The organism is Bacillus sp. WC2507 (genome assembly GCF_052656125.1).
In genome coordinates this window covers 4997759-5010312 of sequence record NZ_JBQXPN010000001.1, presented here as the reverse complement: position 1 = coordinate 5010312, position 12554 = coordinate 4997759, and the positions used below count along the sequence as shown (strand labels likewise).

The following is a 12554-nucleotide window of genomic DNA, read 5'->3' as shown; positions in this document are numbered from 1 at the left end:
AATTTCTAAAAAAGTTCTATTTTACTTCGACCGTTACTGTATTTTGCCCTGAAAACGAGATGATAAGCGTTTTCAAATGTAATAATTGAATTCTAAAAGAAAATAAAATAGTGATTAATCAGAAAATTTAGATTAAAATATTTATTCTGATATAGAGAAAATATATTCTATTTACTTTTATAATATAACATATTGGGAATAAAAATACAAAATGAAATAATGTGACATTTAAGTGAATTGAAAAATAACCAGCTCCATAGAAGGGGAGCTGGTTAGGGAAATATTATTTAACAAAGCGTTTTTCGATATCATCTAATAGTAGGTTAGCAGCCATTACACCACCAGCTGTATTCCAAATAACGTCGTCAACTTTGTATGCTTTACCATTTTTCACTGCATTTAAGTTTTTAAATAGCGGATCATTGATATATTCTTTTTCTAATTCAGAGCCTTTTTTCTCGTTTCCTTTATCGAATGTGAAGTAGAATAATACGTCACCATCCATGGCAGAAATACGTTCTTTAGATACGTTACGCTCTGCAAAGTCATCTTTATTTTGATCACCAGGACGTTTAAATCCAAGTTCTTTTAAAATAACACCAGAGAATGTATCACCGTGATAAATACGAACATCACCAGGCATAAAGCGCACCATAGAAATTTCTTGGTTTACTTTATCTCCAAGTTTGCCTTTTAAATCTTTCATACGTGATTCGTAATCAGCTAAAACCTTTTGACCTTCTTTTTCTTTATTCAATGCTTTTGCATAAAATTTGAAGTTATCTTTCCATTCACCACGTAGCGTTTCAGAGAACACAGTAGGCGCAATTGCTTTTAGTTGCTCGTACACTTTTTCGTGACGCATTTTGTTACCGATAATTAAGTCTGGTTTTAAAGAAGCGATTGTTTCCACGTTCACTTGTCCTTCATCACCAACAACTTTTACATCTTTCATTTTATCTTTAATATGTGGATACCATGGATCACCAGTCCAAGATTTTACAGCCCCAACTGGTTTCACACCTAGTTCAAGTAAAGCTTCAGTTCCTTCGTTTGTTAAAATAACTACACGTTTTGGATTAGCAGGAACTTCTGTTTTACCCATTGCATGTTCCACAGGAATCATTTCTTTTTTCGTATCTTCTTTTGATTCTTCTTTCGTATTTGATTTTCCACAAGCACTTAAAAGTAGTGAAAAGGCTAGTAAAAATACAAATACTGTAAACGATTTCTTTTGCATAAATTTCATTATGTACCCCCTACATACTGAGAAGTTTTTTCAATAGCAAGCATGATATTAATACTTCATAGTCCAATTGTCAATGAAAATAATTCTCATTTCCGTTGACAATGAGAATTAAGTTGAAATACACTTACAACGTATCATTATACATTGAAGGGGAAACGCTGCATGTTATTAAAAACAAATCGAGCAAAATGGATTGGATTAATTGTTGGGATCATTGCAGTCATTACTTGTATTTGGGGAAGTATTATTTTTGGATATACAAATACGAGTTGGAAATTAGCTTTGGATGCTTTTTTTCATTTTAATGGTTCCAATGAACATATTATTATTCAAAATGTGCGTCTACCAAGGGCATTAATTGCAGCAAGTGTTGGTGCTAGTTTAGCCATTGCAGGTTGTCTTATGCAAACTTTAACGAAGAATCCACTTGCTTCTCCAGATTTTATTGGATTAAATTCAGGTGCTGCTTTCTTCATAGTTGTAGCAATTGTGGTTTTTTCTGTTACATCATTGTCAGCTTTTACCTGGATTGCTTTCTTAGGGGCAGCAGTTGCTGCAATCCTTGTATTCGCTTCTAGTTCTTTAGGAAAAGAAGGGACAACGCCTCTTAAGTTAACATTAGCAGGTGTAGCAATTAGTGCTTTGTTTTCATCATTAACACAAGGGTTACTTGTTTTAAATGAAAAGGCGCTTGAAGAAGTATTATTTTGGCTTGCCGGATCTGTGCAAGGGAGAAAGTTAGAAATTTTACAATCTGTATTCCCGTATTTATTAATAGGCTGGATTGCATCTCTTATGATGGCGGGGAAAGTAAATACGTTAATGATGGGGGAAGATGTTGCGAAAGGACTTGGACAACGAACAATTTTAATGAAATCATTCGTGTTACTTATTATTGTACTGTTGTCTGGTGGTTCAGTTGCGGTTGCTGGTCCCATTGGGTTTATAGGAATTGTTACTCCGCACTTTGCTAGATTTCTTGTTGGAGTCGACCACAGATGGAGAGTGCCGTATAGCGGATTATTAGGGGCAATATTATTAATCTTGGCTGATATAGCAGCAAGATATGTCATTATGCCACAAGAAGTACCAGTAGGGGTTATGACAGCATTTATCGGGGCTCCATTCTTTATTTATATTGCACGTAAGAGAGGGCTTAGCAAATGAAGAAGTATATCCCGTTTCGAATAGGAAAAGACGGATTCTCATTTTTAATGTATAAACGAGCTTGTATCGTCTTAGTAAGTTTATTAGTTGTTTTAATAGGATTATTTTTTGCGAGTGCAGGTATGGGAGACATGAAAATTGCTCCTTATGATGTATGGCAAGCAATCACTGGAAATGGTGATGCGATGTCTAATATGGTTGTAAATAAGTTTCGTATGCCGCGTATTTTAATTGCCATCCTTGTAGGAATCGCACTTGCAGTAGCAGGATGTATTTTACAAGGTCTCGTTCGAAATCCACTGGCTTCTCCTGATATCATCGGGATTACAGGTGGTGCAAGTGTTGCAGTTGTATTATTTTTAGCTATATTCAGTGATAAAAATAATGCGCTAACCGTAAGCATTCATTATATGCCGCTCGCAGCCTTCGCTGGGGCAACGATTGTAGCGCTTTTTGTATATTTATTTGCATGGAGAAATGACGGGTTATCACCGATTAGTCTCGTTTTAATTGGTGTTGGATTTTGGGCATTAACGAAAGCAGCAACGACTTTGTTTATGTTGTTAGCGCCAATTTATCAAGCAAGTCAAGCGAATGTATGGATTACAGGTACTGTTTACGGTTCTTCATGGCAAAACGTTATGGTGCTTGCGCCGTGGGTTCTCATTTTAACGGTAATATCATTTATAGCTGCTAGACATTTAAATGCTCAGGAGCTAGGGGATGATATTGCGGTAGGGCTTGGTGTTCCTTTAACGAAGTCACGTGTATTCATGTTATTACTGAGTACAGCATTAATTGGTGGCGCGGTTGCCTTTGCCGGAGGAATTGGATTTGTTGGTTTAATGGCACCTCATATTTCACGAAGATTAGTGGGTTCTTTTTACGGTGCATTACTCCCAGTTGCAGCTATTGTCGGTGCAATTTTAGTACTTGCTGCAGATTTAATTGGGCGTACAGTTTTTACCCCACTTGAAATTCCAGCAGGGGTATTTACATCAGCAATTGGTGCACCTTATTTTATTTATTTACTTTATAAAAGTCGGAATTCATAAAGGGAGATGAATATGCAAAAAGCATTGGAGACGAAACGTTTGACGCTGTCTTATGGTGAAACAATTATTATTGATGAGTTGAATTTAGAAATTCCAAAAGGCGAAATTACAATCTTTATCGGTTCTAACGGTTGCGGAAAGTCAACTTTATTACGTTCACTAGCTAGATTATTAAAGCCAACAACTGGTGACATTTTGTTAGATAATCAAGCCATTCAAAGTATGCAAACGAAGCAAATCGCCCGTCAAATGGCAATTTTACCGCAAGGACCGCAAGCACCTGAAGGGCTTACAGTATTGCAACTTGTAAAGCAAGGACGTTATCCATATCAAACATGGCTGAAGCAATGGTCAGAAAAAGATGAGGAAATGGTACAAAAAGCGCTTGCAGCAACAGGTATGACAGAATTTGCTGAGCGTGATGTGCATGCTCTTTCAGGTGGACAACGTCAACGTGCTTGGATTGCAATGACGCTTGCACAAGATACAGATATTATTTTACTGGATGAGCCTACTACATATTTAGATATGACTCACCAAATTGAAGTGCTAGATTTATTATTCGAATTAAATGAAACAGAACAAAGAACAATTGTTATGGTATTACACGATTTAAATTTAGCATGCCGCTATGCAGATAATATTGTAGCCATTCAAGATAAACAAATATATGCACAAGGTAAGCCGGAAGAAGTAGTAGATGAGAAGCTAGTACGCGATGTATTCCGAATGGAATGTCAAATCAGTACGGATCCGTTATTTGGGACACCACTTTGTATCCCGCATGGAAAAGGAAGACGTATACGTAAAGAAGTTGCTCAGGCAATGAGATAATGAAAAAAGACGATGAGGATTCATCGTCTTTTTTATTTTCGACAAGAGAATAAGAGAAAGAGGGGAATACGTAACCGACGTTCATATTCTTCTGCACTCTGAAAATAAGTTTGATCTGGTGTAGCTTCTTTTAAGTTTGTAATCGTGAATCCAGCTTGTTGTAATAGTGTGAAATATTCTTCAGTTGTACGATGATATTTAATAACTTCTTGATCAATCCAAGGCTCAACGCGTTTTCCCATTTTAAAATAATCATCGACGAGCCAGCTCGTAAATATGAAAAGTAAATGATAGATTTCTTGTAATGAATCATATATAATCTAGAATTGTAAGCGGTTACTTTAAACTATTTTTCTATAATAAATTCTGAAAACGTGTTAAGCTAGTAGAGGGATTATTAGAACTATTAAGACAATAATCCGCTTACATGAACGATGGGAGGCTTCACGATGTCTAGTAAAACACTTGCAAAATTTTTAGAAGAAAATTTAGAGGATTTAAAATCAAAGGGGCTTTATAACGTAATTGATCCGCTTGAGAGTTCAAATGGACCGATCATTACAATTGGCGGAAAAGAATATATTAACTTATCTTCAAACAACTATCTTGGATTAGCAACAGATAGCCGTTTGCAAGAAGCAGCAATTGGTGCTATTCATAAGTACGGCGTTGGAGCAGGAGCTGTTCGTACAATTAACGGTACTTTAGATTTGCATATTAAATTAGAAGAAACAATTGCAAAGTTTAAACATACAGAAGCAGCAATTGCTTACCAATCAGGATTTAACTGTAATATGGCAGCGATTTCAGCCGTTATGGATAAAAATGATGCGATTCTTTCAGACGAATTAAACCATGCTTCTATTATCGATGGTAGTCGTCTATCAAGAGCGAAAATTATCGTTTATAAACATTCTGATATGGAAGATTTACGCCAAAAAGCAATCGCGGCGAAAGAATCAGGTCTTTACAATAAATTAATGGTAATTACAGACGGTGTCTTTTCAATGGATGGAGATGTTGCAAAACTACCAGAAATTGTTGAGATTGCAGAAGAATTAGATTTAATGACATACGTAGATGATGCACACGGTTCAGGTGTACTTGGAAAAGGTGCAGGAACTGTAAAGCACTTCGGTCTGTCTGATAAAGTTGATTTCCAAATTGGTACATTGTCAAAAGCAATTGGGGTAATTGGTGGATATGTAGCAGGGAAACAAAACTTAATTGACTGGTTAAAAGTTCGTTCACGTCCATTCTTATTCTCTACAGCATTAACACCAGCGGATGCAGCAGCTTGCATGAGATCAATTGAAATCTTAATGGAAAGCACAGAGTTGCACGATCGTCTATGGGAAAATGGTCGCTATTTAAAACAAGGGTTAAAAGAACTTGGCTTTAACATCGGAGAAAGTGAAACGCCAATTACCCCTTGTATTATTGGGGACGAAGTACTAACACAAGAATTTAGTAAACGTCTAAATGAAGAAGGCGTATATGCAAAATCTATCGTGTTCCCAACTGTAGCTAAAGGAACAGGACGCGTTCGTAATATGCCTACAGCAGCTCATACGAAAGAAATGTTAGATGAAGCAATTCGTAAGTATGAAAAAGTAGGGAAAGAAATGGGCATCATTTAAGTAACGACATCTTTTGAATAGCTTGCAAATGAGGAGTGGGGAAAATGAAAAAAATTCTAGTAACCGGTTCTTTAGGGCAGATTGGTTCTGAACTAGTAATGAAACTTCGTGATGTATACGGCGCATCAAATGTTATTGCAACAGATATTCGTGAAACAGATAGTGAAGTAGTAACGTCTGGTCCATTTGAAACGTTAGATGTAACAGATGGACAAAAACTACATGATATCGCAAAGCGTAATGAAGTAGATACAATTATTCATTTAGCAGCTTTACTTTCAGCAACAGCAGAAAAAAATCCGTTATTTGCTTGGAATTTAAATATGGGCGGACTTGTAAATGCATTAGAAGCAGCTCGTGAATTAAACTGTAAGTTTTTCACGCCAAGTTCTATCGGTGCATTCGGTCCATCAACGCCGAAAGATAATACGCCACAAGATACAATTCAGCGTCCTACTACGATGTATGGGGTAAACAAAGTAGCAGGAGAATTACTATGTGATTATTATCATCAAAAGTTTGGCGTTGATACGCGCGGTGTACGTTTCCCAGGTTTAATTTCTTACGTAGCTCCTCCAGGAGGCGGAACAACTGACTATGCAGTTGAAATTTATTATGAGGCGATTAAAAAAGGCGCATACACCTCATACATTGCAGAAGGAACATACATGGATATGATGTATATGCCAGATGCTTTACAAGCGATCATTTCATTAATGGAAGCTGATCCAAGTAAACTTGTGCATAGAAACGCGTTCAATATTACAGCAATGAGCTTTGAGCCAGAGCAAATCGCAGCATCAATTCGTAAACACATTCCGACGTTTACAATGGATTACGCTGTAGATCCTGCTCGTCAAACAATCGCTGATAGCTGGCCAAACTCTATTGATGCAACAGCAGCAATGAAAGAGTGGGGTTTTAAAGCAGAATACGATTTAGACAAAATGACAACGGACATGTTGGCTAAGTTAAAAAAAAAGCTCACAGCTGAGTTAGTGATGAATTAATAGGAAGGGTCGATTCTTAGGAATCGACCTTTTTTATTCGTATTTTAGGAATATGCAAAAAAATACAAATATGACAGAATGAGTTAATTTGTGTGTGAAGGGGAGACAGAGAATGGAGAAATGGGAGTTAGCAAAGGGAATTTACAATACGTCGCGTTTAACGGGAACATTTAAGCTTCGATCAGGACAAGTATCAAATCAATACTTTGATAAGTACTTATTTGAATCTAATCCAGTACTGTTATTAGCAATTGCTAAACAATTGAAAGAGCTCATTCCTCCTGAGACAGAAGTACTCGCAGGTTTAGAGATGGGCGGAATTCCAGTAGCAACAGCATTATCTTTACAAACAGGTCTACCAGCTGTATTTGTAAGGAAAGAAGCGAAGAAGTATGGCACATGTAAGTTGGCAGAGGGTGTTGATATTACTGGGAAGAATGTTTGTATTATTGAAGATGTTATCACGACAGGTGGTCAAATATTATTAAGTACGAAAGATTTAAGAGAACTAGGTGCGAAAGTACATCATGTTTTAGGTGTGATTGAACGAACGAAAGAGGGAAGAGAAAACCTATTAGAAGATGGCTTACAGCTACATTCCTTATTTACAATGGATGAGTTAATTGAAGGAGAAAAGCAACATGCAAAGAGTTGACGTCGTATATGCACTAATACATGATGAAGAAACAGATAAAATATTAATGGTACATAATATAGAACAAAACGTTTGGTCATTGCCAGGAGGGGCTGTTGAAAAGGGTGAAACGTTAGAGGAAGCTCTAGTAAGAGAAGTAAAAGAAGAGACAGGTTTAACTGCTGTGGCAGGTGGACTTGTTGCGATCAATGAAAAATTCTTTGAAGAATCAGGGAATCATGCGCTACTTTTTACATTCCGAGCAAATGTAGTAACAGGTGAACTTATTGCAGAAGATGAGGATGAAATTTCCGCAATAGAGTGGGTGGATCGAACAATCGCAAATGAACGATTCCCATTCTACGATGGAGGATTTGAGTCATTACTAGAAGTTGCCATTCCATACAAGTTTCAACCAGAAACAAAGTGAATGAAAGAAAAAACAGGAGCGATAAGGCTCCTGTTTTTCTATTCAATCGTCTTTAGTAATAACTTTTTCAATAGTGGTTTAATCTTCAGACGTAAATCTTCAGCGTGATTTGCAACTAAGAAGTGATGGTTATAAATGTTTTTCATTAATTGATAAGTTGCTTCTTTCGCTTCGCCTTCTTCGATGAAGATTCCGATTACTTCCATACCACTTTTACGAGCAAGTTTGACAGCTTCATGCGTATCTAAAATACCGTCTTGTTGATAGTCCAGCGCAGAAGGCTCACCGTCTGTAAAGACAAGTAAGAATTTATGCTTTTCTGGTCTTTTTGCAAGCTTTTCAGAAACGATACGAATAATATATCCGTCGCGATTATCTTCTTCTTCGCGAAGCTGCATAATTTCGGGACCAACGTTTGGTAACGTTGAGTTTTTATATGTCACAACTTCATGGATAACGTTCGGCTTATCTTCAGGTTTAGCACTAGATGCATCTTCCCAAAATCCGCTAATAGCGTGCGGGATTTTTAAAGATTTCAATGCTTCATGGAATAGGACCACACTCTTTTTCGTTTCTTCCATTTTGTTATACATAGAACCAGAGCAGTCCACTAACAATTGGAATGCAACGTCGAGTTCTTGTGATTCTTGCCCTTTTTTATAAAACATGCGTGGCTGCTTTTCTGTATAAATACGAAGGAATTTCTTACGAAGTCTTCCGTAATATTTATCACTATTTGCATTCGTTTTATTTTCAATCGTTTTTTCGATAATTTTCTTTAATTCTTTTACATCTTTATTAACGACTGATTTGATAGCTTGGTAATCCTTTTTCTCATCGGTATTTGCTTTGCGAGCTTCTTTAAATGTATGAGAAGCACCTACATTATACTTACCGTATGCACCGTCGTTTTGACTAGAAGCGTGTGAAGCTCTTGCTTCCTCTGTATCAGCGCCATCAAAGTTGGATTGTGTACTCTTTTGAGAAGTACCTTGTACAGAACCAAGTGCTTGGTCGCCATCTTCTGATTCACGAGCAGTATCGCCCATCATGTTTGTTTTTGTTCCGCTTTCTAATTCAAAGCGTAAAAAGTTCTCGTTTTCGTTATTTTTATTTTCACGATGCCATGTGGAGAAACTTTCATCCATTTTGTTTTTATTTTCATCGTCATCTATGAGTTGCGTATCATCATTTGCTAAATCTTCGACGCGACAATTCTTTTCGTCTGCAATGACAGATAAATAAAGCGGAGCATGTCCGAAATAATTATTAAGCATATCACTTTCAAGAAGTCCTTCTAAACGATAGCGAATTTTTTCAACGATATACATAATATCTTCCGTATTACGAGCTTGGAATGTTTCATGCAAAATTGCTTCAATTTGCTCGAAATATTCATTATTAAACATTTCATATTTATCGCTCGTTAATGAAAGATAGCAGAGACAAAATAGACGGTCACCGTGATAGTTACGAACGCGATTGATTTCATTTTGTGAGCCGAAGTAATTGCGATACATTTCTTTTCTTCTTTTAAAAACATACTTTGTGCCAGGGCGTAAGTTTTTTACGATTTCCTCAACACGTAAATCTTCTAATAGAACAAATAATTGTGTTAAAAACTTTTTTAAGGATGATTCTTGTAATTCAATCGCATAAGAACGAATTAAAGTCATGTCCGAGTAATGTTTATTACCAAGTGCTTTTAAAAACACTTCGCTTTTTAATCCGATTATTGTATCCTCTTCTTTTCGATCATCCCAAAAGTGACTAATGACAACCTTTTTTTCAATTTCGTCGTAGTATGCTTTATAGCCATACTCAAGATAGGCATCGTCTTCTTTTAGAAGAGCATACATTAAGTTTTCCATTTGTAGAAACAGCGACGCATCAATTTTTTTGTCACTAAAAATTTGTCTCATGAATTATCCCTCAAAGAAATAACTTTCTGCTAATTCACGGACAGTCATTTGTTCTGTTTCATCGTTTAATTTTGCGATAATGCTACGTTCAATTGCGCGCATAACAGGAATATATACGCCTAAATCACATGCGTCGATAATACCACGAATACTTGCTGCCTCTTCACTTACACGTCCATCACGAGCTAAAGGCATAAGGTCGCTTGCAAATGCAACGAACTTTTCAATTGTCGCAGTATCTTTTAATTTTGATTCAGCTAATAATAGTTCTTTTAATGTATCACCTTGAATGTACGGAACTTCAATAATAACAAAACGGTTTTTTAACGCTTCGTTTAGTTCACTTGTACCAACGTAGCCTTCATTAATTGCAGCGATTACACGATATTCATCATCACCGTATACAACTTCTTGTGTAAACGGGTTTGTAATCATTTTACGGTAATCTAATGCGCCGTGAAGAAGTGGTAACGTTTCAGGTTTTGCCATATTGATTTCATCAATATATAGGAAATGGCCGTTCTTCATAGCTTTCATAAGAGGACCGTTAACGAATGTAACTTCAGATGCGCCTTCTTTCGTTTGTAGTGTGTTGTATCCTAAAATACCTTCTACATCTAGGTCAACAGAACAGTTAATGCTATGCATTGGCTTTTGGAATAAAGAAGAAAGAGTTTCCGCTAGTACCGTTTTACCACTACCAGTCGGTCCTTTTAATAGAATATTTTTGCCAAGAAGAAGTGCTGTAATGGCATCTTCAATAATGCTGTTATCAGATGCTTTATATATTTTCTTTCCAATTAAATGTGCATTTTCACCAGCTTCTTGCTTATTCTTTTCGTGAATTGTAGAAAGCTGCTGTTTTAAATCAGCATGTATATGAAATTGTTCTAACATGTATTTCCCACCTAACATTATTTTCATAAAGTAATATACCTTATGATAACTTGTTTTAATATGGTATGCAAAGAAAAGGAGAGAGGACAAATATAAAAGAAAAAGCAATCAATAGTACATTGATTGCTTATAGTAAAGGAGAAATGAGTCGCATAAAAGACTCCAATATTCGTTTTTTTATACTTCTTTTTTGGAAAGAGTTCCATTTAATTTCAGTGGAATGCTTAAAGTCTTCTTCAAAATCATGTTTAATATCATGAACTGTTTCAGATTCATACAATACACTAATAATTTCGTAATTCAATTCAAAGCTTCGTACATCCATATTTGCTGTTCCAATGGTTGCAATTTTATCGTCAACGAGTACAATTTTTGCGTGCATAAATCCATCTTTATAACTGTAAATAGAAGCACCAGCTTTTAAAAGTGGAGTGAAATAGGATTGAGATGCTTGATCGCTAATAATACTGTCACTCTTACCAGGATATAAAATGCGTACATCTATGCCAGATATTGCACTTAAACGTAATAATGTTAAAGTTTCTTGATCTGGAATAAAGTATGGTGTAGCGATCCAAATAGATTTTTTGGCAGATGCCATAACAGCTAGTAAGGTATTACGAATACTTTTATCATCTGAGCTTGGTCCACTTGCTACAATTTGAACAGCACCTTCTGCACTTGAAATTTCTTTACCTGGGAAGTATTGTCTATTCATAAATTGATCCCAAGAATAAGTATTCAACCCGCTAGAGGCATAGAGCCAATCTTCTAGAAAGATTGCTTGTAATTTATATAACGCTTTTCCTTCTATTTTTAAATGACTATCACGCCAAACGGGAAATTTTTTTGAACGGCCAAGATATTCATCACCGACGTTGAGTCCCCCAGTAAAACCAATTTCTCCATCTACAATGACGATTTTACGGTGGTTCCGATAATTAACTGTTTCAAGTAACCAAGCTGAAAAAATAGGGTCAAATTCAACAATTTCAATCCCAGCTTCTTTCATAGGTTTTAAAAAGCGTCTTCTTAGCGTATTACTTCCTAATCCATCATAAAGGAAGCGGACAATAACACCAGCTTTTGCTTTTTTTATTAACACATCCCGAACTTTTGTACCAATCTCATCAGATTTATAAATATAGTATTGAATATGTATGTGATGTTTTGCTTGCTCGATAGCTTGCAAAATTTCTGAGAATGTTTGATCTCCGTTTGTTAAAAGCTTTGTAGTTGTTCTATCTGCAGCAGGCCCGCCTCCAAATTTTTGTACGACTTCTGTTAAATGGGCAGAGCGTTCACTTAATGGGACCTTGAGTGATAACTCTAGTCGCCTTCCTTCTAATATTTCACGGAATAATTTTCTTTGTTCTTCTGAACGATGAAGATGCTTTTTTCTTCTCCAACGGCTACGCCCGAAAATAGAGTATAAAAGCACACCTATAACGGGAAGAAGTGCTAATACTAAAAACCACGCTAAGGTACTTTGAGGAGACCTATTTTCGATAAAAATAACAAATGAAATTCCTACAATTGTGATGGACCAGAGAACGCCGACAAATGTATATAACGAAATATACGATGTATTTAATAGGAAAAGAACGATAGATACAATTGTAAATATTAATAGTAATTGGACGATAGGTTTCTTCATTTCTATATAATTCCTCTAATCTTTCTTCAATATAGACTTCCTAAATAGCAGATGTACTG

11 protein-coding genes and 1 pseudogene are annotated in these 12554 nt (G+C 36.1%); 7 read left to right on the top strand and 5 right to left on the bottom strand.

The window, feature by feature from the left end; translation table 11 throughout:
- Positions 1-283 precede the first annotated feature (283 nt).
- Positions 284-1249: an ABC transporter substrate-binding protein gene (locus tag ACUN28_RS26410; RefSeq protein WP_016137018.1), complete on the bottom strand. Its 966-nt coding sequence runs from the start codon at positions 1247-1249 to the stop codon at positions 284-286.
- 162 nt (positions 1250-1411) lie between these two features.
- Here ACUN28_RS26410 and ACUN28_RS26405 point away from each other — a divergent pair, with 162 nt between their 5' ends.
- From ACUN28_RS26405 to ACUN28_RS26395, 3 genes are read left to right on the top strand one after another with little or no spacing between them, the layout of a single operon-like run.
- Positions 1412-2416 carry a FecCD family ABC transporter permease gene (locus ACUN28_RS26405; RefSeq protein ID WP_016089343.1) on the top strand — a complete coding sequence of 335 codons (1005 nt, stop codon included), beginning with the start codon at positions 1412-1414 and terminating at the stop codon, positions 2414-2416.
- On the top strand, positions 2413-3471 hold the full coding sequence (locus tag ACUN28_RS26400; RefSeq protein WP_016089342.1) for a FecCD family ABC transporter permease: 1059 nt from the start codon (positions 2413-2415) through the stop codon (positions 3469-3471). Before ACUN28_RS26405 ends, ACUN28_RS26400 begins: the two co-directional genes overlap by 4 nt.
- 12 nt (positions 3472-3483) lie before the next feature.
- Positions 3484-4305, top strand: coding sequence for an ABC transporter ATP-binding protein (locus ACUN28_RS26395; RefSeq protein ID WP_016137019.1), 822 nt, complete (start codon positions 3484-3486; stop codon positions 4303-4305).
- 32 nt (positions 4306-4337) lie between these two features.
- Here ACUN28_RS26395 and ACUN28_RS26390 read toward each other — a convergent pair.
- Positions 4338-4577: pseudogene (locus ACUN28_RS26390) on the bottom strand (SAM-dependent methyltransferase); the annotation flags it as partial.
- A gap of 177 nt (positions 4578-4754) precedes the next feature.
- Between ACUN28_RS26390 and ACUN28_RS26385 the strand changes: the two are divergent.
- From ACUN28_RS26385 to ACUN28_RS26370, 4 genes are all read left to right on the top strand, one after another.
- The gene (locus ACUN28_RS26385) at positions 4755-5945 is read left to right on the top strand and encodes a glycine C-acetyltransferase (protein WP_000095914.1); all 1191 of its coding nucleotides are present in this window, start codon (positions 4755-4757) and stop codon (positions 5943-5945) included.
- A 44-nt stretch (positions 5946-5989) separates the two neighbouring features.
- Positions 5990-6955 carry an L-threonine 3-dehydrogenase gene (locus tag ACUN28_RS26380; RefSeq protein ID WP_000723125.1) on the top strand — a complete coding sequence of 322 codons (966 nt, stop codon included), beginning with the start codon at positions 5990-5992 and terminating at the stop codon, positions 6953-6955.
- A gap of 112 nt (positions 6956-7067) precedes the next feature.
- On the top strand, positions 7068-7610 hold the full coding sequence (pyrE, locus tag ACUN28_RS26375; RefSeq protein WP_016133590.1) for an orotate phosphoribosyltransferase: 543 nt from the start codon (positions 7068-7070) through the stop codon (positions 7608-7610).
- Positions 7597-8019, top strand: coding sequence for an NUDIX hydrolase (locus tag ACUN28_RS26370; protein ID WP_016089338.1), 423 nt, complete (start codon positions 7597-7599; stop codon positions 8017-8019). The genes pyrE and ACUN28_RS26370 overlap by 14 nt, the downstream gene beginning before the upstream one ends.
- A 38-nt stretch (positions 8020-8057) precedes the next feature.
- Here ACUN28_RS26370 and ACUN28_RS26365 read toward each other — a convergent pair whose 3' ends face one another.
- The 3 genes from ACUN28_RS26365 to ACUN28_RS26355 form a co-directional block, all read right to left on the bottom strand.
- Complete coding sequence (locus ACUN28_RS26365; RefSeq protein WP_016137021.1) at positions 8058-9941, bottom strand: vWA domain-containing protein; 1884 nt, start codon at positions 9939-9941, stop codon at positions 8058-8060.
- A gap of 3 nt (positions 9942-9944) precedes the next feature.
- Positions 9945-10838 (bottom strand): ATP-binding protein, encoded by an 894-nt coding sequence (locus ACUN28_RS26360; RefSeq protein WP_016089336.1) that lies wholly within the window; start codon positions 10836-10838, stop codon positions 9945-9947.
- 127 nt (positions 10839-10965) lie between these two features.
- Entirely contained in the window at positions 10966-12495 is a 1530-nt protein-coding gene (locus ACUN28_RS26355) for a cardiolipin synthase (RefSeq protein ID WP_016089335.1), read from the bottom strand.
- Positions 12496-12554 lie beyond the last annotated feature (59 nt).

Coding starts and splice junctions, on each gene's coding strand:
- ACUN28_RS26410 (WP_016137018.1), bottom strand. CDS start 1,249: ATGAAATTTATGCAAAAGAAATCGTTTACAGTATTTGTATTTTTACTA.
- ACUN28_RS26405 (WP_016089343.1), top strand. CDS start 1,412: ATGTTATTAAAAACAAATCGAGCAAAATGGATTGGATTAATTGTTGGG.
- ACUN28_RS26400 (WP_016089342.1), top strand. CDS start 2,413: ATGAAGAAGTATATCCCGTTTCGAATAGGAAAAGACGGATTCTCATTT.
- ACUN28_RS26395 (WP_016137019.1), top strand. CDS start 3,484: ATGCAAAAAGCATTGGAGACGAAACGTTTGACGCTGTCTTATGGTGAA.
- ACUN28_RS26385 (WP_000095914.1), top strand. CDS start 4,755: ATGTCTAGTAAAACACTTGCAAAATTTTTAGAAGAAAATTTAGAGGAT.
- ACUN28_RS26380 (WP_000723125.1), top strand. CDS start 5,990: ATGAAAAAAATTCTAGTAACCGGTTCTTTAGGGCAGATTGGTTCTGAA.
- pyrE (WP_016133590.1), top strand. CDS start 7,068: ATGGAGAAATGGGAGTTAGCAAAGGGAATTTACAATACGTCGCGTTTA.
- ACUN28_RS26370 (WP_016089338.1), top strand. CDS start 7,597: ATGCAAAGAGTTGACGTCGTATATGCACTAATACATGATGAAGAAACA.
- ACUN28_RS26365 (WP_016137021.1), bottom strand. CDS start 9,941: ATGAGACAAATTTTTAGTGACAAAAAAATTGATGCGTCGCTGTTTCTA.
- ACUN28_RS26360 (WP_016089336.1), bottom strand. CDS start 10,838: ATGTTAGAACAATTTCATATACATGCTGATTTAAAACAGCAGCTTTCT.
- ACUN28_RS26355 (WP_016089335.1), bottom strand. CDS start 12,495: ATGAAGAAACCTATCGTCCAATTACTATTAATATTTACAATTGTATCT.